The sequence below is a fragment of the Rhizobium sp. SRI_017 genome, from assembly GCF_057586295.1.
The window spans coordinates 93,319-115,678 of sequence record NZ_JBYCZP010000018.1 but is presented as its reverse complement, the minus strand read 5'-3'; the positions used below and the strand labels follow the sequence as shown (position 1 = coordinate 115,678).

General features: G+C 62.4%; 20 protein-coding genes. 2 read left to right on the top strand and 18 right to left on the bottom strand.

The genetic code is table 11. From position 1 onward, the window contains the following. Window positions 1–11: 11 nt before the first annotated feature. A complete protein-coding gene (locus AC2YI2_RS28970) occupies window positions 12–998 on the bottom strand; it encodes a BMP family protein (RefSeq protein WP_487390007.1) in 987 nt (328 codons plus the stop codon). Between the two features lie 363 nt (window positions 999–1,361). On the opposite strand from AC2YI2_RS28970, the gene AC2YI2_RS28965 reads away from it, so the two are divergent. After that, window positions 1,362–2,369, top strand: a complete 1,008-nt coding sequence (locus AC2YI2_RS28965) for an alpha/beta hydrolase (protein ID WP_487390006.1) — start codon at window positions 1,362–1,364, stop codon at window positions 2,367–2,369. Here AC2YI2_RS28965 and AC2YI2_RS28960 read toward each other — a convergent pair. The 16 genes from AC2YI2_RS28960 to AC2YI2_RS28885 form a co-directional block, all read right to left on the bottom strand. Continuing rightward, complete coding sequence (locus AC2YI2_RS28960) at window positions 2,311–3,150, bottom strand: alkaline phosphatase family protein (RefSeq protein WP_487390005.1); 840 nt, start codon at window positions 3,148–3,150, stop codon at window positions 2,311–2,313. The genes AC2YI2_RS28965 and AC2YI2_RS28960 overlap by 59 nt on opposite strands. A 247-nt stretch (window positions 3,151–3,397) precedes the next feature. Continuing rightward, window positions 3,398–5,035, bottom strand: coding sequence for an ABC transporter ATP-binding protein (locus tag AC2YI2_RS28955; RefSeq protein WP_487390004.1), 1,638 nt, complete (start codon window positions 5,033–5,035; stop codon window positions 3,398–3,400). Further along, window positions 5,028–5,852 carry an ABC transporter permease gene (locus tag AC2YI2_RS28950; RefSeq protein ID WP_487390003.1) on the bottom strand — a complete coding sequence of 275 codons (825 nt, stop codon included), beginning with the start codon at window positions 5,850–5,852 and terminating at the stop codon, window positions 5,028–5,030. Before AC2YI2_RS28950 ends, AC2YI2_RS28955 begins: the two co-directional genes overlap by 8 nt. Window positions 5,853–5,862: 10 nt before the next feature. After that, the gene (locus AC2YI2_RS28945) at window positions 5,863–6,822 is read right to left on the bottom strand and encodes an ABC transporter permease (protein WP_487390002.1); all 960 of its coding nucleotides are present in this window, start codon (window positions 6,820–6,822) and stop codon (window positions 5,863–5,865) included. Window positions 6,823–6,838: 16 nt separating this feature from the next. Next, entirely contained in the window at window positions 6,839–8,425 is a 1,587-nt protein-coding gene (locus tag AC2YI2_RS28940; RefSeq protein WP_487390001.1) for an ABC transporter substrate-binding protein, read from the bottom strand. A gap of 170 nt (window positions 8,426–8,595) precedes the next feature. Continuing rightward, window positions 8,596–9,843 carry an ABC transporter permease gene (locus AC2YI2_RS28935; protein ID WP_487390000.1) on the bottom strand — a complete coding sequence of 416 codons (1,248 nt, stop codon included), beginning with the start codon at window positions 9,841–9,843 and terminating at the stop codon, window positions 8,596–8,598. Beyond that, window positions 9,840–10,529, bottom strand: coding sequence for an ABC transporter ATP-binding protein (locus AC2YI2_RS28930; protein ID WP_487389999.1), 690 nt, complete (start codon window positions 10,527–10,529; stop codon window positions 9,840–9,842). Before AC2YI2_RS28930 ends, AC2YI2_RS28935 begins: the two co-directional genes overlap by 4 nt. Before the next feature lie 5 nt (window positions 10,530–10,534). Next, the gene (locus tag AC2YI2_RS28925) at window positions 10,535–11,005 is read right to left on the bottom strand and encodes a hypothetical protein (RefSeq protein ID WP_487389998.1); all 471 of its coding nucleotides are present in this window, start codon (window positions 11,003–11,005) and stop codon (window positions 10,535–10,537) included. Between the two features lie 78 nt (window positions 11,006–11,083). Continuing rightward, window positions 11,084–12,841, bottom strand: coding sequence for an alkaline phosphatase (locus AC2YI2_RS28920; RefSeq protein WP_487389997.1), 1,758 nt, complete (start codon window positions 12,839–12,841; stop codon window positions 11,084–11,086). A 225-nt stretch (window positions 12,842–13,066) separates the two neighbouring features. Further along, window positions 13,067–14,347 carry a TRAP transporter large permease gene (locus AC2YI2_RS28915; protein WP_487389996.1) on the bottom strand — a complete coding sequence of 427 codons (1,281 nt, stop codon included), beginning with the start codon at window positions 14,345–14,347 and terminating at the stop codon, window positions 13,067–13,069. Then, window positions 14,347–14,868 (bottom strand): TRAP transporter small permease, encoded by a 522-nt coding sequence (locus AC2YI2_RS28910; RefSeq protein ID WP_487389995.1) that lies wholly within the window; start codon window positions 14,866–14,868, stop codon window positions 14,347–14,349. Before AC2YI2_RS28910 ends, AC2YI2_RS28915 begins: the two co-directional genes overlap by 1 nt. A gap of 82 nt (window positions 14,869–14,950) precedes the next feature. Next, on the bottom strand, window positions 14,951–15,925 hold the full coding sequence (locus AC2YI2_RS28905) for a TRAP transporter substrate-binding protein (protein WP_487389994.1): 975 nt from the start codon (window positions 15,923–15,925) through the stop codon (window positions 14,951–14,953). A gap of 55 nt (window positions 15,926–15,980) precedes the next feature. Further along, complete coding sequence (locus AC2YI2_RS28900; protein ID WP_487389993.1) at window positions 15,981–16,859, bottom strand: amidohydrolase family protein; 879 nt, start codon at window positions 16,857–16,859, stop codon at window positions 15,981–15,983. Window position 16,860: 1 nt separating this feature from the next. Beyond that, window positions 16,861–17,997 carry a mandelate racemase/muconate lactonizing enzyme family protein gene (locus tag AC2YI2_RS28895; protein WP_487389992.1) on the bottom strand — a complete coding sequence of 379 codons (1,137 nt, stop codon included), beginning with the start codon at window positions 17,995–17,997 and terminating at the stop codon, window positions 16,861–16,863. 1 nt (window position 17,998) lies between these two features. Further along, window positions 17,999–18,904 (bottom strand): 5-dehydro-4-deoxyglucarate dehydratase, encoded by a 906-nt coding sequence (gene kdgD, locus AC2YI2_RS28890; RefSeq protein WP_487389991.1) that lies wholly within the window; start codon window positions 18,902–18,904, stop codon window positions 17,999–18,001. Window positions 18,905–18,979: 75 nt separating this feature from the next. Further along, entirely contained in the window at window positions 18,980–19,723 is a 744-nt protein-coding gene (locus tag AC2YI2_RS28885) for a FadR/GntR family transcriptional regulator (protein ID WP_487390028.1), read from the bottom strand. 145 nt (window positions 19,724–19,868) lie between these two features. Between AC2YI2_RS28885 and AC2YI2_RS28880 the strand changes: the two genes are divergently transcribed. Continuing rightward, window positions 19,869–20,669 (top strand): NAD-dependent epimerase/dehydratase family protein, encoded by an 801-nt coding sequence (locus AC2YI2_RS28880; RefSeq protein WP_487389990.1) that lies wholly within the window; start codon window positions 19,869–19,871, stop codon window positions 20,667–20,669. A gap of 6 nt (window positions 20,670–20,675) precedes the next feature. Here the strand turns inward: AC2YI2_RS28880 and AC2YI2_RS28875 are convergent, their stop codons facing one another. Then, window positions 20,676–22,355: a response regulator gene (locus tag AC2YI2_RS28875; protein ID WP_487389989.1), complete on the bottom strand. Its 1,680-nt coding sequence runs from the start codon at window positions 22,353–22,355 to the stop codon at window positions 20,676–20,678. Window positions 22,356–22,360 lie beyond the last annotated feature (5 nt).

The window sequence follows — 22,360 nt, the reverse complement described above, 5'->3', positions numbered from 1 at the left end:
GCGGAGCCGAACTACTTCGGCTCTTCCATATTCTTCGGAACCTCGAAGGCGCCCGACTTGATGTCGGCGCGAACCTTCTCCATTGCTGCTTCCGCATCCGCGGGTGCCACGCCCTTGACGTAGACGATGTCACTTCCGCCTTCCTTCATAAGGCCGAAGGCGGTGTAGTTCTTGCCGACCGGCTTGCCGGACTGCGCGTCGGCGATTGCGGCATTCAGGATCGGTCGGAAGCCCCAGAGCGCATTGGCGAAGATCGTGTCGGGATAGCGCGGCGTATAGTCGATAAGCGAGCCGACGGCCTTGATCCCGCGCTCCTTGGCCGCATCAGCAGTGCCGATGCGTTCGCCGAACAGGATGTCCGCGCCGCCATCGATCTGGGCGAGGCCCGCTTCACGTGCCTTTGGCGGATCGAAGAAGGTGCCGATGAAGGACACGAGATGCTTGGCATCGGGATTGACCGCCTTCACGCCCGCGGCGAAGGCATTGATCAGCATGTTGACTTCAGGAATCGGGATCGCACCGACGGAGCCGACGACATTCGACTTGGTCATCTTGCCCGCCAGCATGCCGGCGAGATAGGCGCCGTCATGGTTCCAGGTGCCGAAGACACCGAAATTGGCGCCCTCCTCGTTGCCGCTCGACCCGAGCACGAAGGACGTGTCCGGATAATCGGCCGCGACCTGGCGTGCTTCCTTCTCGACGGCATAGGATTCGCCGATGATCAGCTTGTTGCCCTGCTCGGCATATTCGCGCATCGCGCGGGGATAGTCGGTGCCGGAGACACCTTCGGAGAACACGTACTCGATGACGCCTTCCTTGGCCGCGGCCTGCAGTGCGGCATGGAGACAGGAATTCCAGGCATTCTCGACCGGCGAGGCATGGATGCCGGCGACCTTGAGCGGGGTCGTGGCACGGGCCATCGGAGCGAGCGTGGAGACGCCGAGCGCGATGCCCGACGCGATGACGGCACGGCGGGAGATCAGTATGTCTTTGGTCATGATTGTTCCCCTTTTTTTACCATTTGGTTCAAAAACCATATGGAGGGGTAAAATGGGTGTCAAGCGATGTGCTGCGTCGCGAAAACCGCGCTTTCTAAACTAGACACTCGAGAGCCCGCAAGGCTGCACGCCGGGCGTGCCCAAAGGCGTGCTGCACGTTCGCGGGCCGCAGGTCGCCCGGATACCCAACAACCTGCCGGCCGACACATTATTCTGCTTGCAGGACGCGACTACCTCGTCTTGTCGCAGCCTGATCAGGCTCTTTCGGAAACGCTCGTTGCACCGCCAAGGTCATTCTGTATGGTTCGTTCAGGCAGGATTCCGATTTCGGTCTGAAGCCGTGCCCGCCGAGCGGAGTGAAGCATGACCGACTACAATATCCTGATCGACGAAGAGACCTGGGCCTTTATCGAGCGCACCAATTCCTTCTATCCGCCCGAGACGATCGACTACACGATCGACCAGCAGCGAGAAATCTACAATCGCATGTGCCGGGAATTCTTCACCGGTTATCCCGATGGCATCTCGGCCGAAACCAAGGCCATCGCCCTTCCCGACCACGAAATCCCGATCCGCCGCTACCGCGCCACGCACTACGATGCGCATGCGGTGGTTATCTATTATCACGGCGGCGGTTTCGTCGTGGGCGGGCTGGAGAGCCATGACGACATCTGCGCCGAGATCTGTAGCCGCACGGGATACGAGGTCGTGTCCGTGGACTATCGCCTGGCGCCGGAACACAAGCATCCCACCTCGTTCGACGACGCGCTGGCCGCCTTCGAATGGGTCGCCAGGGGCTACACGATCCCCATCGTCCTCTGCGGCGACAGTGCGGGCGGCAATCTGGCTGCGACCGTGGCGCATGCGACCCGGCAACATCCGAAGAAGCCGATCGGCCAGATGCTGATCTATCCCGGCCTCGGCGGCGACCATACGAAGGGCTCCTACGTGACCCATGCCGACGCGCCGATGCTGACCATGCGCGACCTGATCTTCTACAAGGACATCCGTACTGATGGCGGCGACTATTCGCGCGATCCGTCCTACGCGCCGCTGTCGGATCCCGACTTTGCCGGCCTGCCGCCGACGGTGATCATCTCCGCCGAATGCGATCCGCTGTCATCCGACGGCGAGGCCTATCGTGACCGCATGCTGGCCGCCGGCGGCAAGGCGTGGTGGCACGAGGAAGCCGGCCTGGTCCATGGCTATCTCCGGGCACGACACACCGTGGCCCGCGCCCGGGAAAGCTTCAGCCGCATCGTGGACTCGATCAAGATGCTCGGCCGCCAGGAATGGACCCATCCCCTGCCGGTTACGTCAGGAACGGCTCGACCTTCATCGTCTCCGGCCGCGATACACCCAATCGACTGAGGATGGTCGGCGCCAGGCTCAACTGATCGAGCAATGTGTCGTGCTCGGGGCCGATGCCCTCGCCGAAATAATACATCGCGAAATCCTGTTGCTCGTCGGCATGGCCGCCATGGTGGCCGCGTGGCGACTGGCCATGGTCGGCGCAGACCATCACCTCATAGCCGTTCTTCAGCCAGCGCGGCAGGAAAGCAGCAAGCTGAGCATCCATGACGAAGAGCGCATGGTCCATTTCATGCGTGTCATGACCGAAGCGGTGGCCCATGGAATCCAGCGTGCAGGTGTGCAGGATACCATAGTCGATGCCATGGCGTTCCGTCAGCATGGTCAACGTGGCGAACAGATCCGCATCGCTCGGCGTCATCTGGTTCCTGAGATTGTAGCCGGTCATGGTGTGAAAGCGGCCATGCGTAATCGGCCCGTCGGGTTCGTCATATTCCATGTCGTTGACCAGGTCGAACGGGTAGCTGCGGAAGAATTCCGACCAGTAGGAATGGGTGACCGCACCCGTCTTGCCTCCCGCCTTGGTCACTTCCGAAAAGACATCCGGCATGTCGACGCGGAAGCGCACCTCGTTGGACAGGATGCCGTGCACCTGCGGCGGCACGCCGGTGTGAATGGACGCATAGCAGCAGGCCGAGGTCGACGGCAGCACCGAGCGCATCCTCCAGACATGCGCGTCGCCATTCTTCACCCAGCCTTCGAGATTGCCCATATAGGTGCGGAAATTGCGATAGGGCACGCCATCGAGTATGATGAGCAGGAGTTTGGATTTGAGTGGCATGGTGTCCTCGTATTCAATTCTGATTTTTCGATGGGGTTTCACCCCTCACCAACTTCGGCCAAGGGTTCGCAATGCTCACCCGGCCTTCGTATCCTCTCCCACAAGGGGAGAGGTAGGGTGCCTCAAGCTCGGCCTCGCAAGCGGCGAGGCATCTCCGCGAGTCTACCTCTCCCCTTGTGGGAGAGGATAGTTCGTCCCCAAGAGGCGAAGCCGATTGGCTGGACGAACTTGGTGAGGGGTAAATTCCCTAATTCCCCGCACTCGCCATCTTCCGTCCCGCAATGGCCTTCTCCAGCCACCCGATCTCCATTTCCGGCACGGACGACAGCAACAGATCCGTATAATCATCAAACGGCGGCGTCAGCACCTGGCTCTTCGCCCCATAACGCACCACCTCGCCGCGATACATGACGGCAATGGAATCGGCGATTGACTTCACGGTCGCGAGATCGTGGGTGATGAAGAGATAGGCGACCTGCTCGATCTGCTGGAGATTGAGCAGCAGCTTCAGGATGCCATTGGCCACCAACGGGTCGAGCGCCGAGGTCACTTCATCGCAGATGATGAGCTTGGGCTTGGCGGCCAGCGCGCGGGCTATGCAGACGCGCTGTTTCTGTCCACCCGAGAGCTCAGCCGGATAGCGGTCGATGAAGCCCGTGCCCATCTCGATTTCCTCGAGCAGTTCCTTGACCCGCTTGTCGCGCTCGGCACCCCTGAGCCCGAAATAGAAGGTCAGCGGCCGGCCGATGATCGTGCCGACGGTATGGCGCGGATTCATCGCGACATCGGCCATCTGATAGATCATCTGCAATTGCCGAAGATCGTCCTTCGTGCGGTCGCCGAGCTTGTTGGAAAGCTTGCGGCCGTCGAAGATCACCTCGCCCTGTTGTGGTGGAAGGAGGCCGGTGATCGCCCGCGCCAGCGTCGACTTGCCGGACCCGGATTCGCCGACCACCGCCAGCGTCTGGCCGGGATGAATGTCAACCGAAACATTCTTCAGGACCTTGACGACGCCGTTGCCATAGGCGGCGGTGACGTTCTTCACCGACAGGATCGGCTTCGCCGTCGGTGTCTTCTCCTGATGCTCGATGTGGTGCACCGAGACCAGCGCCTGGGTATAGGCCTGCTGCGGCTCCTTGATGATCTGGTGCGCCGTGCCCTTTTCCACCATCTTGCCATGGCGCAACACCATGATGTCGTCGGCCACCTGGGCCACGACAGCAAGATCGTGGGTGATGTAGAGCGCCGCGACACCCGTTGCATGGATCGCTTCCTTGATCGCCGCCAGCACGTCGATCTGCGTCGTCACGTCGAGAGCGGTCGTCGGCTCGTCGAAGATGATGAGGTCCGGCTCCGGGCAGAGCGCCATCGCGGTCATCACGCGCTGCAACTGCCCGCCGGAGACTTGGTGCGGATAGCGCCGGCCGATATTCTCCGGATCGGGCAGGCTAAGCTTCTTGAACAGCGCGATGGCCCGCTTCTCGGCCTCGGCGCGGTTGACGATGCCATGCTTGAGGCAGGTCTCGACGACCTGGTCCATCAGCCTTTGCGCGGGATTGAAAGCCGCCGCCGCGGATTGCGCGACATAGCAGACTTCATGGCCGCGCAGCGTGCGGATGCCGTTCTTGCCCTGCTTGAGGATGTCACGACCGTTGAGGATCACCTCCCCGCCGGTGATGCGAACGCCGCCGCGGCCATAGCCCATCGGCGAGAGCCCGATCGTCGACTTGCCGGCACCGGATTCGCCGATCAGCCCCAGCACCTTGCCCTTTTCCAGTGTCAGCGACACGTCGTCGACGATCGTGACTTTCCGTGGCGCCTCGCCGGGTGGATAAGTGGTCGCCTCGATCCGGAGGTTGCGGATTTCAAGCAGCGTCTCAGCCATTGCCGCGCCCTCCCTTGAGATCGGTGGTACGGTTCAGGATCCAGTCAGCCACGAGGTTGACGGAGATCGCAAGCGCAGCAATCGCCGCGGCCGGGATAAGCGCCGCCGGGATGCCGAACACGATGCCATCCTTGTTTTCCTTGACCATGCCGCCCCAATCCGCGTCCGGCGGCTGAACACCGAGGCCGAGGAAGGAGAGCGCCGAGAGGAAGAGTACGGCATAGATGAAGCGCAGGCCGAATTCAGAAACCAGCGGCGAGAGTGCATTGGGCAGGATCTCCGCGAAGATCACCCACCACTTGCCCTCGCCGCGGAGCTTGGCCGCCTCGACGAAGTCCATGACGTTGAGGTCAACCGCCACCGCCCGCGACAGGCGGTAGACGCGCGTGGAATCGAGCACACCCATGACGATGATCAGCGTCGCCAGCGTCGACGGCAGCACCGAGAGCACCACCAGGCCGAAGATCAGCGTCGGGATCGCCATCAGCAAATCGACGAAGCGCGACATCAGCATGTCGAACCAGCCGCCGACCACTGCAGCGGTGAAGCCGAGGATCGCACCCATGGAGAAAGACAGGAGCGTCGCGAGAACCGCGATAAGGATCGTGGTCTGCGCGCCGTAGATCATCCGCGAGAGTAGGTCGCGGCCGAGATTGTCGGTGCCCAAGGGGAACGTCGCCGACATCGGCTCCCAGACACCTCCGGCAATCTCGCCGAGGCCGTAGGGCGCGATGACCTGGGCGAAAATCGCCACGAGGAAAAAGAGCGCTGTGATGACCAGGCCGATCAGCGCGCCAACGGGAATACGTCTCAACATGGCGCCGCCCTCACTTCGGATGCCGGAGGCGCGGATTGGCGAGAATGGACGCCACGTCGGCCACGACATTGAGGAAAATATAGACGGCGGCGAAGATCAGCCCGACAGCCTGCACCACGGGCACGTCGCGCTTGGCGACATGGTCGACGAGATATTGCCCCATGCCGGGATAGACGAAGATCACTTCGACGACCACGACGCCAACGACGAGAAAGGCGAGGTTGAGCATGACGACGTTGATGATCGGCGCGATCGCGTTGGGGAATGCATGCTTCCAGATGATCTCGAAGGCGGTGAGCCCCTTGAGTTCCGCCGTTTCGATATAGGCCGACTGCATGACATTGAGGATCGCCGCCCGCGTCATCCGCATCATATGCGCCAGCACGACCAGCGTCAGCGCCGTCGCGGGCAGCGCAATGGCCCTCATTTTCTCGAGAAAGGGCATGCCGTCATAGACGGTCGAAATGCCGGGGAAAATCTGGAATTTTACCGCGAAGAAATAAACCAGCACATAGCCGATGAAGAATTCCGGCACCGAGGTCGAGGCCAGCGCAAAGCCCGAAATCAGCTTGTCGATCGGGCCATTGCGATAGCGCACCGCAAGCAGGCCGAGAATGATCGCCAGCGGGATAGACACGACGGCGGCCCAGAAGGCGAGGAACAACGTGTTTCCCAGGCGCTCGCCGATCGAGTGAGCGATGTCGAGCTTGCTGGTGAGCGCGGTGCCGAGGTCGCCATGCAGGATGCCCCACAACCACGTGACGTATCTGACATAGGCGGGGTCGTTGAGCCCCATCTCCTCGCGGAGATTGGCGAGCGCGACCGGCGTCGCCGATTGCCCGAGAATGGATTGCGCGACGTCGCCGGGCAGGATCTGCGTGCCGGCGAAGATCAGGACCGAGACGGCAAACAACAGCAGGATGCCCAGCGCGACGCGCTGGGCAATGAGTCTTACGATGGGCGAGGACATGTCCGGTCCGCCCGGATCACGCCGCAAGCCAGCAACGCTGCAGGGCATAACCGCCCGACAGTTCGTAGTTCGGGTCTTCGACCCAGCCTTCCACGCCGGGGCCGGTCGCATCGATGTAATCGTTGAACATCGGCGCGATCAGGCCGCCCTCGGCCTGCAGGATGGTCGCCATGTCGCGATAGATGCCCTTGCGCTTGACATTGTCGAGTTCCGAACGTGCCGCGAGCAGCAACTGGTCGAACTTCTCGTTGAAGAAGCGCGTATCGTTCCAGTCGGCCTTGGAATAATAGGCGGTGGAATACATCTGGTCCTGGGTCGGGCGGCCGCCCCAGTAGGAGGTCGAGAAGGGTTGCTTGTTCCAGACTTCCGACCAGTAGCCGTCGCCGGGCTCGCGCTTGACCTCGATGGTGATGCCGGCCTTGGCGCAGGACTGCTGGTAGAGCTGGGCAGCGTCCACAGCACCGGGGAAGGCGACGTCTGAGGTGCGCAGCACGATCGAGCCGGAGTGACCGGACTTCTTGTAATGCTCGGCTGCCTTCTCCGGATCGAACGGGCGCTGTTCGAGATCGTCTGCGAACAGCGGATAGGCCTTGTTGATCGGGATATCGTTGCCGATCGAGCCATAGCCCATGAGAATGCGGTCGACCATTTCCTGGCGGTCCATCGCATATTTCAGTGCAAGGCGCAGGTCGACATTGTCGAACGGCGCGGTGTTGCAATGGTTGATGAAGACATAGTGACCACGGCCCGATGCGGTGCGGATGGTCACGCCGGGAACGCGCTTGATGAGTTCGACGATCTTCGGCTCGACGCGGTTGATCATGTTGACCTGGCCGCTCTGCAGTGCCGAAATGCGCGCCGTCGCGTCGTTGATGACGATGATCTCGATCGTCGAGGCATGGCCGAGATCGGCATTGTAGTAGCCGTCATATTTCTCCATCACGTGCCGCACGCCCGGCTCGTTGGAGACGATCTTGTAGGGACCGCAGGAAATGCCTTCCGTCGGGTTGTCCTTGCCGCCGTTCGGCTGGATCATCAGGTGGTAGTCACCCATCAGGTAGGGAAGGTCGGCATTGGCTTCCTTGAGGCCGATCACGACGGTGTCACCGTCCACCTTCATGGAGGCGATGCCGGTCATCAGGCCGAGCGCGCCGGACTTCGATTTCTCGTCGGAATGACGCTCGAGCGTCGCCAGCACGTCCGCGGGGGTCACGTCCTTGCCGTTGTGGAAGGTCACGCCCTTGCGGATCTTGAATGTCCAGGTCTTAGCATCCGGCGACGAACCAAACTCCTCGGCCACGCGCGGCACGAGTTCGCCGGTGGGCGACAGCGTCACCAGGCCATCGCCGAACTGCCAGCCGACCATGGCTGGAACCTGGCTCTGCCAGGTTGCGGGGTCGAGGCTGTCGGTCGAGGTGCCGCCTTGCATACCGGCCTTGAGTGTGCCGCCCTTTACCGGACCTGCGGCCTTGACGGCCGTGGCGATCAGGCCGTTCGCCATCGTGGCGCTGACGCCGAGTGCAGCCGCACGGCCAAGAAAATCACGCCGGCTCAATTTGCCCAAAGCCACGCGCTTGCTCAGGAAATCCAGTTCATTACTCATATTAGTTTCCCCTGTTTTTGACCCCGGTCCGCTCCGGCCGCGATCTCTCGACAATGACCACAATATCAAGTCGCGTCAATTTTTGACGCTGTGCAAAACACGCCATCTATCGTTTCAGGAGCGAAGCTTGCGAAAAAGATCGACGCGGCAATTGTGTGAAATGGCATCACTCATCCTCTGAGTGCGGAGGCGGGCGATTGGCGATAAGCAAGCATGGCCGGAACTGTGCTGATGACGGCCCCAAAACCCAGCAAGATCACCGCAAGGCCAATGTCCTCGCGAAGGAAGCCAACAGGCATCGCGACGCCGCTGCCATCGGCCACCAGGCCCGATATCGCCAGCGCCGCCGCATAGCCCAGCCCGAAGCCCGCAAAAGCACCGAGCGCAACCAGCACGAAGAGCTCGAACCAGACGATGGCGAACAAGGCACCGCGTGGCGCCCCGAAGGCGCGAAGCGCGCCGATCTGCCTGCGCCTCTGGCCGACATGCATCACAGTCACCAGCAGAAGCGATGCCGCCACCAGGATCTGCGATCCGATCGCGATCGCAAACAGCACGCGTTTTGCGTCTCCCAGCGTCGCGTAAAGCCGGGTCATAACCTCGGCGGGAAAGACTGCCAGCGTCGCGCCCTTGCGGTATTCCTGCCGCAGCTTGTAGGCATCGGCGATCGTCTTCGGCTTGACGAGAATGGCCGGCAGGCCGGGGACGTCGTCCTGCCAATGCTCGTCGACAGGCGCATCCGCGTGAGCCTCTGCGTCATGCTCCGCCTCTTCCGCCGCCTGATCATGCCCCTCTTCGTGACTCCCTTCATGCTTGCCCAGCCCGTGGATGTGCCAGACCGCCTGGATCGGCACGAGAATGGCACGGTCCCAGGCAGTCCCGGTCGGCTTCAGCCTTCCCACGACACGATAGGCGAGCTCGGTATGGGTATGCCCACCCTCCTCGACATTGCCATGCATCGGCTTGATCTCGTCGCCGATTGTGAGCTCGACACTCGCGCCGATCACGGCCTCGCCTTCCCGTGCGAAGACCTTGCCCTCGGCGAGTCCATCGCCGAAATTCACGACCAGCGCCGATGCCGTACCGACCACGGGATAGCCGACATAGCTGTCGCCGAAGCCGACCGGGGCGACCCAGGCGACGCGCGGATCGACCGACAGCTTGTGCAGCACCGAACCATCCACCAGCGGCAACGGCGACGGCTGGAGGAAGACGGAGGACAGCACGAGCTGGTTCTCGCTGCCGGCGGCGCCGATCACCAAATCGAACCTGTCGGCCGCCCGCGCGCTGCCGAGGCGGAGCGCCCGCTCCTGCAAGGTCACCGCGACCCCGAGCGCCACCGCGAGCGCGACGATCAGAACCAGGACGGCCGATCCGAGCCAGAATTTCTTGAGATCGGCAAGTATGAAGCCGATCATGCGGCCGACTCCAGTGCATCGACATCGCCGGTCACCCGGCCCATGCTGAGGACGATGTGGCGAGGCAAGCGCTCGATCATGCGGGCATCATGGGACACGACGATCAGCGTGCTGTTCTCCTGCTGGGCCAGCTCAATCAGTAGCTTGCCGACCGCTTCACCGCTCTCGATGTCGAGGCTCGCCGTCGGCTCGTCGGCGACGATCACGCCGGGCCGACGCAACAGGGCCCGCGCCACCGCAACGCGCTGCATCTCACCCCGAGACATGGTCTCGACCCTCTGGCCCGGGCGGGAAAGACCGGTGCGCTCCAGAAGTTCGTGGGCCCGAGATCGAAGCTCCGACATCATCGCCCCGGCGAGCCGCGCCGGCAGCAGAATGTTGTCGAGTGCCGTGAGGCCCGGGAAGAGGTGGAACTCCTGCATGACCAGGCCGACATTCGCCCCGCGCCAGCGATCGCGCCGGCTTTCGGACAGTTTGGCGATGTCGACTTCGCTCCAGCGGATCTCACCGCCGCTGGCGCGTTCCAGGCCGGTGATCAGATTGACGAAGGTGCTCTTGCCCGAACCGGATGCGCCGGTAATCGCCAGATGCTGGCCGGCTCGCACGGTGAGCTTGTCCACGGTCAGCACCGGCGCCGCCAGACCCGGATACGACATGCTGACCTCGGCGAGGCTGAGTGACAGCATTGCGGTCAGGCGACCCGGTAGCTTGCGCCGCGCAGGCGCAGGCGGCTGAGGAAACCAGTCTCGGGATCGGCCCATGAGCCCACTTCCAGCGTGCCGGCGACGTCGATGCGCGTGCCGGGCTGCACGAAGGTCTGCTTCTCGTCGAGATAGATCACGACGATATTGTCCGGCCAGTCGGAATCGGTCGAGCAGAAGGGGCAGATCGACATCGGGATTTCGGTCAGCACGAAGAACGCGGCCTCGGCCTTCAGCGGCGGCGCCATGAAGCCGCTCATCTCGACTTGCTGCCCCGCAAGCGTCTTGACCTTCTCGGAATATTCGAGCCCGAGTACGCTGATCTTGCCGTACAGATCGTCGAAACTGAGCGCAGTGACCGCTGCCGCGGACGGTCGCGCCAACGCAACGAGCGGGGAAAGGCCGATCATGCCGAGCAGGGACCGACGGCTGAATTTGGAGCGATCGAGGACTTTGGGCATGGGATCCGTTCTCCTTGGCTAAAGAAACAGACATTCCGGGCGACGCGCCGCCGCCCGGAATTCAAACCTCGAGCAAGCTTAGTTCGTCGGTGTGCCGAGTGCCATCACATCGACGAGCACGCGATAGACGTCGCTCTGCTCCATATAGCCCTTGAAGCCGTCGGCACCGGGGCCGGTTGCCTGCAGAACCACATCGTCAACGGTATGAACGGCCGAGTCGCTCTCCTTCGGCAGGTTGCCGACACGCAGGACGGCACCGGGGACGTCCTTGTAGGCCGGGTTGGCCTCATACTCGTCCTTGTCGTTCTTGATGGCCGGCTCGAACGGGCCGTCCATCTTCGGGCGGAAGGTCTCGTAATAGTCGGGGGAGTTCGATGCGAACACGGCGAGACGACGCGTTACGTCGACCTTGTCCGGGTAGCCGTCGCCATTCTTGTCCTCATAGTTCGGGAAGCCGGCACCGGCATAGACGCCGACCTTCGCGCGCATGTCGTCGCCCGGCTTTTCATCGTCGATCGTGCCGATGATGGAGAGGCCATGCGTGTGGTCGCCGGTGACGACGATCAGCGTGTCTGGATGGGTCTTGGCGAATTCGCGGGCCATTCCGATGACCTGGTCGAATTCGATGGTGTCATAAATGGCGCGATCCCAGTCCATCGGATGGGACATCTTGTCGACCGAGGCAGCCTCGACCATCAGGAAGAATCCATCAGGATTCTTCGAGAGTTCGTCGAGCGCGACCTTGGTCATGTCCTTCAGGCCCGGCTGGTTCGGGAACTTGTCGACGGAGCCCTTCTTGAGGAATTCGCGGTCGAGCGTCACGTCCATGTTGCCGGTGTGGAACAGGCCGAGGATCTTGCCGGTATTGGTCTTGGAAGCAGCTTCGAGCTCGGTCTTGTCGGTCGCCAGCGCATAGCCGGCATCCTTGAACAGCTTGATATAGTCCTTGTCGTCCTTGCGCTTGGAGCCTGGAATGTCCTTGCCGAGGAAGTAGGCCGAACCGCCGCCGAGGATCACGTCCGGCTTGGTGTCGAGGAACATGCCGACGATCTCGGCCTTGTCGCCGCGCTTGCGGGTGTGGGCGATCACGGCCGCGGGCGTCGCGTCTTCGATCTCGGCGTTGGAGACGACGCCGATCGACTTCTTCGAGCTGCGGCGGATGGCTTCCGCGATGGTCTCGACGCGCGGATCGTCGAGGGTGTTCGGGGTGCGGTCGGCATAGACGCCGAGCGAGTTGATCGCACTCTTGTGGCCGGTCATGTAGGCCGACATCGTATTGGCGGAGTCGGTGGCGATCGAGTCGGTTGCCGACGTGCCGATGAAGGCGCGCAGTTCGATGTCGTCTAGGTTGAGGCGGCCATTGGCCTTGCCTTCGGTCATGCCCTTGGACATGAGGCGGGCACCGGTGCGGTGGGCGACGGAGAGGCCGTCGGCGATCAGGAAGATCACATTCTTGGCCTTGGGCGTCGTTCCCGAGGTGGTGTAAACATCCCAGGTTACGGCTTTGGTCTGGCCGGCAGCGGTGACTTCGACCGTGTATTGGCCACCGCTCATGATCTTGGCGGCACGCAGGATGACCGCCGAGCCGAGGCTCTTGTCGTCCTTGCCCTTCTCGTCGGCAATGAATTCGTAATCGGCGCCGAGCACCGACTTGGCATCCTGGCCGTTGATTGTGACCTTGACGTCTTCAGGCTTGACGACGCCGTCGAGCTCGACCTTGAAATCGAAAGGCGAGCCGGCAAGGATCGTCGCACGATCCAGCGGGAAGACCGTCGTGGCCTGGGCAGCACCGGCCAACATGGTGGCGGCGGTGAGGGCGAAAATAAACTTACGCATGGGGGACCTCGCGCGATTAGGAATTCACGTTACGGCCCGTCCTTAGCGAGCCGCCATGACACATGCGTGACAGAGATACGACATTCGCAACGCAGGCTGGAAGCCTGCACGTCATTGCCGCAGCAATCCGGGATCGCCTTGCAAGCGCCCTTTCCCTATACACGCAAAACCCCGGAAATTCCGGGGTTCCGCAATAGGCAGAGCGGTCTCGTACGGCCGACGCGGCTACTTGAACACGCCAGGCAGCCAGAGCGAAAGCGCGGGAATATAGGTCACCAGGAGCAGCACCGCGATCGACGCCCCGAAAAACGGCCAGATCGTCTTCATCGCCTCTCGTATCGTGATCTTGCCCACCGCGCAGCCAACGAAAAGTACGGTTCCTACCGGCGGCGTGTTGAGCCCGATGCCGGCATTGAGGATCATGATCACGCCGAAATGAACGGGATCGATGCCGAAGGCCTTCACGACCGGCAGCAGTACAGGCGTGGCGATGATGACCAGCGGGGCCATGTCCATGAACGTGCCGAGCAGCAGCAGCACAATGTTGATCATCAGCAGCACAATGATCGGATTGTCGGACACTGCACCGATGGCGGCGACCATATAGGTCTGCACCTGGAGGAAGGCCATGAGCCAGCCGAAGGATGCGGCCGTGCCGATGACCAGAAGCACCATCGCCGTGGTCCGCACCGCGCCCAGCACGGCCTCGATGAATCCCTGCCAGTTGAGCTCTCGATAGACGAGCAGCGCCACAAGGAGTGCATAGAGCACCGCGATGCACGAACTCTCCGTTGCCGTGAACACACCCGAGCGCACGCCGCCGAAAATGATCCCGATCAGCAACAAGCCGGGAATCGAGGCGATCAAGTACCAGCCCAGCAGGCGGAAGCCGGGGAAAGGCTCGGACGGATATCCCTTGCGGCGGGCCACGACATAGGCCGTCACCATCAAGGCCACCGCAAGCAGCAGGCCCGGAATGATGCCGGCGGTGAAGAGATCGGCAACGCTGACCGTACCCCCGGCCGCGATCGAATAGAGGATCATGTTGTGCGACGGCGGAATCAATAGCGCGATGATGGCCGCATTAACGGTGACATTGACCGCATAGGACCGGTCATAGCCCCGCGCCGCCATCTGCGGGATCATCAGCCCGCCAACGGCCGAGGCATCGGCCACGGCCGAGCCGGAAATGCCGCCGAACAGCGTGGCGGCCACGACATTGACCTGGCCGAGACCACCGCGCAGATGCCCGACAAGCCCGGAAGCGAAGCGGATCAGCCGCTCGGCAATGCCGCCGCGCACCATCAGGTCGCCGGCGAAGATGAAGAACGGGATCGCCATCATGGCGAAGACATTCATGCCGGAATTCATCTGCTGGAAGACGACAACCGGCGGCAGTCCCATGTAAAGCACGGTCGCCACCGAGGCGATGCCGAGGCAGAAGGCGATCGGCATGCCGATCAGCATGAAGAAGGTGAAGGCGCCGAAGAGCACGACATAGGCCATCACGCGACCTCCTGGATGATGACATCGGCCGCGATGCGCCGGTCGAGCGCCACATCGATGAAGCGTTCGAGTGAAAAGAGCGTGATGAGGATGCCGCCGCCGATCATCGGGAAGAAATCTACGCCGCCTGGCCAGCCGAGCACGGGAATGGGTGCGCTCCATGTGCCGGCTGCAAGCAGGATCGAATACCAGGTCATGGCGATGCCGAAGAGCACGATGAAGCCGAGGCTGGTCAGATCCATGAGCTTCTGGACGGGTTCGGGCATTATGTAACGCACGATGTCGAGCCCGAGATGCACGCTTTCGCGCACGCCCACCGCGGCACCGAACAGGATGAACCACAGCATGAGATGCAGCGACAACGGCTCCGACCATGTCGGCGTGTCGTTGAGCACACGGCGGCCGAAGATTTGCCAGCCGATGATCACCGTCATCACGACCATGCCGAAGCCGGCGACATAGAGTGCCGCATTGCTGACCTGGTTGAGTACCGGCCGGACGCCCCGCATGAAGCCCAACATTTCTCGATTTCCTCCGGGTAATTTTTCCGAGCAAGCGGAAAATGACGGGAGCCGGCGGAAATCGCCGGCTCCCGGATCGCGCTTATTGAACGGCCTGGACTCGCTCGAGCAGGTCCTTCTGCTTGGGATCGGTGATGAACTTGTCGTAGACCGGCTTCATCGCGTCGGAGAATTCCTTCTTGTCGACAGTCATGATCTTGTTGCCGGCGGCGCGCACTTTCTCTTCGGACGCCTTTTCGCGGGCGACCCAGAGCTCGCGCATCTTGACCGTCGATTCCTTGGCCGCCTGCTTGAGGATCTTCTGGTCGTCGGGCGACAGCTTGTCCCAGGCGATCTTGGAGATGACCAGGATTTCCGGCGTCTGCGAATGCTGGGTCAGCGTATAGTTCTTGGCGACTTCGTAGTGGCGCGCCGATTCGTAGGACGGCCAGTTGTTCTCGGCTCCGTCGACCACGCCGGTTTCCAGCGACGAATAGACCTCGCCCATCGGCATCGGCGTCGGGTTGGCGCCGAAGGCGTCCATCATGGCAATCCAGAGGTCGGACTGCTGGACGCGGATCTTCATGCCCTTGAGGTCGGCGAGCTTCTCGATCGGCTTCTTGGTCGTGTAGAACGACCGGGCACCGGAGTCGTAGAAGGCAAGTCCAACAAGACCGTGCGGTTCGAAGGCTGCGAGCACTTCGTCGCCGATCGGGCCGTCCACAGTGTGGTGCATATGCTCGGTCGAGCGGAACAGGAACGGCAGTCCGAGCACGACGGTCTCGGGTACCAGATTGTTGAACGGCGCCGCGTTGACGCGGTTCATGTCGATGACGCCGAAGCGGGTCTGCTCGATCGTGTCCTTCTCATTGCCGAGAACGGCATTGTTCATGACCTCGATCTTGATGCGGCCATTGGTGCGCTCGGAAACGAGCTGGCCCATGTATTTCACCGCTTCGACGGTCGGGTAGCCATCCGGATGGATGTCGGCCGAACGTAGGGTGATTTCCTGGGCCGAAGCGAAGCCGGCCGCGAGCGTCAGGCCGAATGCGAGAGAAAATGCGGGTAGAATTCTCATAGTCTCCTCCTTGTTGTTATCGAACCGGAATCTCCTCATCCCGGCGCGTATGCGTTCAGTCCCTGGCTTCCCATGGGGCTAGTCCAAAGAGCTGTTCGGGATTTTCGACCAGTGCGAGATGCCTGCTATGGTCATCCGCCAGCCAGCCGAGAATGGTGTCTGTAAGGGCCGCGTCATCCGGATAGTCCGACTGCTGGCGCGCCAGATTGTGCGGCCAGTTCGAGCCCCACACGATGCGTTCGGGTGCATGGTTCGCGACGGTCTTCGAGACCGCCGCCACATCGGCGAAATCCGGTCCGCCGGTCTTCGAGGATTCGTAAGCGCCGGCGAACTTGAACCAGCAATTGCCGCGATCGATCAGCCGCTTGACGGCAGCGACCTCAGGCCCATCGGAGGCGACGCCACCGAAGAATTTCCCATGATGATCGAACACCCAGCGCGACTTGAGAGCAGCAAGGCGCTTCTCATGTTCGAGTATCTTGGTGCCATCAAACTGCACGGCGACCATCCAACCCCGCGCGGCTGCCTTGGCATCGATGGCTTCAAGTTCGCCAAGCCCGACAGCGCCGCCTGGCAGGTCCATGATGCGGGCGCCGACAATGCCGGCAGCCGAGAGGCGATTGAGCTCCGCCTCCGTCGTCGTGCTATCGATCACCGCCACACCGCGGGCGACATCGCCCATCGCGGCCAGGCAGGCGACGAGGTTGGAATTGTCGCGCTGGTGGGCATTGCCCTGGGTGATGATGACGCGGTCGATGCCGAGCCACTTCATCGCCGATCGATACTGCCCAGCATCCGGGAGCGCTCCCACCGGCAGGTCCGGGCCGCCGGGCATCGCGGGAAAGCCGGGCAGATACATATGCATCTGCGCATCGACTGCCCCGCGGGGAAGCGGCGTCCTGGGAGGGGGACCCTTCAGGGTGCGGACGAGCATGTCAGGCGTCCTTCATGCGGAATTCGCCGAGCGCATCGCGGTTGATCTCGATGCCGAGACCAGGCGCGTTCGGTATGGTGACCACGCCATCGACATGCTCGATCGGCGTCTTCACCACCGCCTGGCGGAACGGGTTCTCGGTGCGGTCGAATTCCAGGATCGGCTCGATCGGATTGACCCGCACCGGGTTCGGGATCATCGCCGCCATGAATTGCAGCGCCGCGGCAATCTGCACCGCCGTGCCCCAGACATGCGGCACGAGCCTTATGCCATGCAGCGCTGCCATGTCGGCCACGCGGCGGATCTCGGTAAAACCCCCGACGCCGCAAATATCCGGCTGTATGATATCGATCGCCCGTGTCTCGATCGGCTCGCGCATCCCCCAGCGGCTGTGCCAGGTCTCTCCACCCGCGATCGGGATCGGCTGCGAAGCCTTGATCTCGCGATAGGATCCGAGATGCTCAGGCACCGCGGGCTCCTCGAACCAGTCGATGCCAAGCTCCGCCGCCGCCCGGCCGAAGCGGATCGCCTCGAGTGGATCATAGCCATGATTGGCATCGACCATCAGCCGCATGTCCGGCCCGATCGCCTCGCGCACGGCCCGCGCCACGCGCAGGTCTTCATCCACACCGAAGCCGATCTTGATTTTGCAGGCGTGGAAACCTTCGGCGCGATAACGCGCCGTCTCGGCCGCATTGTCCTCGACGCGGTCGACACCGTCGCGCTTGAAGCTGCCGGTCGCATAGGCTTTCACGCTCTCGCGGAAACGCCCGCCGAGCAGCATCGAGATCGAGGCGCCGAAATGCTTGCCCTTGATGTCCCAGAGCGCGATGTCGATTCCCGACAGCGCTGTCAGCGTAAGCCCCCGCTGACCTTGATCGCGCAGTGCATTATAAAGCCGTGCCCAGATCTTCTCGGTCTCCAGCGGGTCGGCGCCGATCAGCCAGGGCTCGTAGGCAGCGACCACCGCCGCATTCGGCCGCGCCGGGCCCAGGCACTCGCCCCACCCAACAGTGCCGTCATCACATTCAATCTCGACCAGCACATGGGCGCGGCGGTCGAAGCGCATCGACGCGCTTTCGAAGGCCACACCGAGCCGGTATTCGAGCAGATGCGTTCTAATGGCAGCGATCTTCATCTCAGCGCTTCCAGGGTTCGATCAGCTTGGCAAGAATGCCTTCTTCTTCCGTCGTCAGGTCGTCGAGCGGCGGCCGCACCTTGCCGGCTGCAAACCCCTGCAGCCGCACGCCGGCCTTGATCGCCGAAACGGCATAGCCCTTGCGGCGGCTGCGCAGCGCCATGAAGGGATAGAAGAATTCCTTGAGGATGGTCTCGCAGCGGGCACGGTCGCCGCCGCGCAGCGCCGCGTAGAATTCGACGGCAAGCTGCGGCACGAAATTGAACACGGCGGAGGAATAGGTGGTGAAGCCGGCGCCGAGATAGGCCTCGGCAAACAGCTCCGCCGTCGGCATGCCGCCGAGATAGACCAAGCGGTCACCCATCGTCGCCGTAACCTGGCGGACGAGGCCGATATCGCCGGTGCCGTCCTTGAAGCCGATCAGGTTGGGGCAGGCGTCGCACAGCCGCTTCAGAGTATCGACCCCGATCACCGAATTGTCGCGGTTATAGACCATGACGCCGATGCCCACCGACTGGCAGACACGCTTGACGTGCTGATAGAGGCCTTCCTGCGGACCATCGATGAGATAGTGCGGCAGCAACAGGATGCCATCGGCCCCAGCCTTCTCCGCCGAGCGCGCAATCTCGATCGCCATTTCGGTGCCATAGCCGCAGCCCGAAACGATCGCCGTCTTGCCGGCCGCTTCCTTGGCGGCACGGACGATCGTGGGAATTTCACCGGGAGTCAGGGAGAAGAACTCGCCGGTGCCGCCTGCCGCAAACAGCACGGGCGCCGGAAAACCCGCAAGCCATTCGACATGGCGGCGATAGCTCTCGGCGTTGAACCTGCCTTCGTCGTCGAAATGGGTGACGGGAAACGACAGAAGGCCGGCGCCGAGCGCCACCTTGATTTCTTGCGGTGTCATGATGCGGGACTTCCTCTCCTTGCCTCCTCCGGCAAGCTTGTCCTACAGCTTCACGCTATATCTGTCAATAACTTGTCATACAGGTTTGCGCTGTTCGCGCAAAAGCGCCCGATAGCGCGCCTGGCTGCCGCGCAGGTGACGACGCATCGCCTCGCGCGCGCCCTCTTCATCGCCGTTGCAGATCGCATAAACGATGGCGCTGTGTTCGGCATCGATCATCTCGATATAGGCGGCCTGATCCTGCTCTCGATCGTCGGAATGCAGTGCCGCGCGCGGAATGACATTCTTGCCGATCATCGCGAGAAAGTCGCGGAAGCGTGGATTGTTGGTCGCCTCGGCGATGGCGAGATGGAGCGCAAAGTCCGCCTCGGCGCTCGACACGCCCTCATTGAGGCAGTCACGGACCGCGTCGTGCCGCCCGAGAATCGCCTCTTCTTGCGCCGGTGAACGGCGAAGTGCGGCAAGCCCTGCGGCCTCGACCTCGACCGCCGTGCGCAGCTCCAGCACCTCGATCATCGAGGAAACGCGTTCCGGATCAACATTTTGCAGCGAAAGCAGCGGCGATTGCGGAGTGATCTGCGGCTCCAGCACAAAGACCCCTGCCCCCTGTCGCGCCTCGACCAGACGGTCGGCCCTGAGACTGGCAAGCGCCTCGCGCACCACCGTCCGGCTGACCCCGTGCGCCTCGCTCAGCTGAGATTCACTCGGCAGCTTGCTGCCCGGCGGAAACTGGCCGCCGACAATCGCACGGCGTAGGCTATCGCCGAGACGCGCCGATAGCGTCCCGCCGGTCTGCTCGTTGCGTGTCGCGCTGTCCATGCCTGCCTCCCATCCCGTCGCATCGTCATAGCGGATGCGACGCTGGATCACTGTCCTATAGCCGACTTGTTGACGCAAATCCAGCAACCTGTATGATAAGTTCCAATTTCGCGCGGTGAGCGCACAGCATATTCGAGGAGACCTCATGCTCAACAGACTGCTGATCACAGGTGCCGCCGGCGGCCTCGGAAAGGCCATGCGGCCGCGCATGGCCAGGCATGCCCGTTCCGTCCGCATCTCCGATATCGTCGAGATTTCCGACGTCGCCGCGCATGAGGAGCAGATGACTTGCGATCTCGGCGATGCAGCCGCCGTGATGAAGCTGGTCGAAGGCTGCGACGGCATCATCCATCTCGGCGGCATTTCGGTCGAGGACAAGTTCTCCAAGATCCTGAATGCCAATATTGCCGGCCTGTTCAACCTCTATGAGGCTGCCCGCGCCCATGGCCGCCCGCGCATCCTTTTCGCCAGCTCCAATCACACGATCGGCTATTACCGCCAGGACGAGCATATCGATGCGTCGGCGCCGATGCGCCCGGACAGCCTCTACGGCGTGTCAAAATGCTTCGGGGAAGCACTAGCCAGAATGTACTTCGAGAAGTTCGAGCAGGAGACAGCCATCGTCCGCATCGGCAGTTGCTTCGAGAAACCGAAGAACCACCGCATGCTCGCGACCTGGATGTCCTTCGACGATTTCGAGGCGCTGATAGACCGCGTCTTCACCGCGCCGCTGCTCGGCTGCCCGATCATCTACGGCGCCTCCGACAACGATCGCGGCCTCTGGGACAATTCGGCCGCCGCCTTCCTCGGCTGGCGCCCGAAGGACAATGCCGAGGCCTACCGCGCCGAGATCGATGCCGCCATGCCGGTCCCGCCCCGCGACGATGCGGCCTCGCTCTATCACGGCGGCCATTTCATTCGCGAACCCATCTTTCCAGAGGACTGAGGCGGATCACGCCACCGATGCGATCGAAGGCCCGACCGAGGAAAGCGACTGCTGCAGTTGCTCCTGCGAGAAGGGCTTGTGCAGCCGCATCAATCCCTTTGCCAGCTTGCCCTCATTCGGAATTTCGGCATAGCCGGATGCAAGGATGATTGCCATGTCGGGATGGCTCTCGGAGATCTTCTCGGCAAGTTCCAGCCCCGTCATCGACGGCATCGCGTGATCGGTGACGACAACGTCGAACTGTTCGCCCGAGGCAAGGAGATCGAGGGCTTCCCTCGCCGAATTTGCTTCCACGGTCCGGTGTCCGAGGTCCTCCAGCATCGCGACGGTTCCCATTGCCACGAGGAAGTCGTCATCCACGACAAGGACGCGGAGATTGGTGCTGAAGGCCTGAGGCACGGCAGGCATGGGAACTGGCTGCTGATGCGGCTGCCCTTCCGCGACAGGCAACCACAGACAGATCTCGGTCCCCTGCCCGGCCTGGCTGTCAATTTCCAGCGCCCCGCCGGACTGTGCCGCGAGGCCCTGCACCATCGATAGGCCGAGACCCGTACCCTTGCCCACGCCTTTGGTCGTGAAGAAAGGCTCGGTCGCCCGCGCAAGCGTATCCCCGTCCATGCCGGTCCCGGTATCGGAGATGCGCAGCCGGATGTACCGCCCCGGTTTCAGGTTCGCGGGGCCGATGCCGGCTTGGGCGGTCGCCTCGCTGATATCGGTGGTGATCACACCGCCCGTGGGCATGGCATCCCGCGAATTCACATAAAGGTTGAGCAGCGCGAGTTCGAGCTGGTTGGAATCGGCGAGCACGGGTGAAAGGTCCGGCGCGGCGCCGATCTCGAGCTTGATCGCGGGGCCGACCGCGCGTTGCAGCAGATCCTTGAGATCAGTCATCAGCTTGACGATATCGATCGCCTCCGGCTTCAAGGTCTGACGCCGCGCAAAGGCCAGCAGTCTCTGGGTCAGCGCAGAGCCGCGCTCTGCCGCGTGGATCGCGTTGTCGAGCAGCGGCATATTGCGATCATCCGGCCCGAGCCGCTTCTTCAGCAGGTTGAGACTCCCCAAGGCCGCCATCAGCAGATTGTTGAAGTCATGCGCCACGCCGCCTGTCAGCTGGCCGATCGTGTCGAGTTTCTGGGATTCGAAGAGTTGGGCCAGCGCCTCCTCCCGCTCCCGCGTCCGCTCTTCGATGCGCTGTTCAAGCTGCTCGTTGAGAGCGACGAGCTGTGCCGCGGATGCTTCAAGCTCCGCCGTACGCTCCGACACGCGCTGCTCGAGCTGCGCGTTGAGGCGCTCAAGCTCCCGGGTCTTGCGGTGTAGCTCGACGAAGACCCGAACCTTCGCGCGCAGCACCTCCGGCACTATCGGAACGGAGATATAGTCGACAGCGCCCGCCTGATAACCGCGAAGCCGATCAGGCTCGGCCATCATGACGGCCGAGATGAAGATGATGGCCGTCTTCTGGAAACGCGGATGTTCCCGGATCATGGCGACGAGTTCGAAGCCGTCTTGCTCGGGCATGTGGACATCCACGAGAATGACGGCGATTTCAGTCTTGAGCAGTTGTTCGAGCGCCTCGCGGCCGGACCTGGCCTTGATGAGGTTCTCGCCCAACTCTTGCAGAATGACTTCGTAACTCAGAAGCTTTGCCGGCTGGTCGTCTACAAGCAGAATATTGACCGGATCCATCGTTT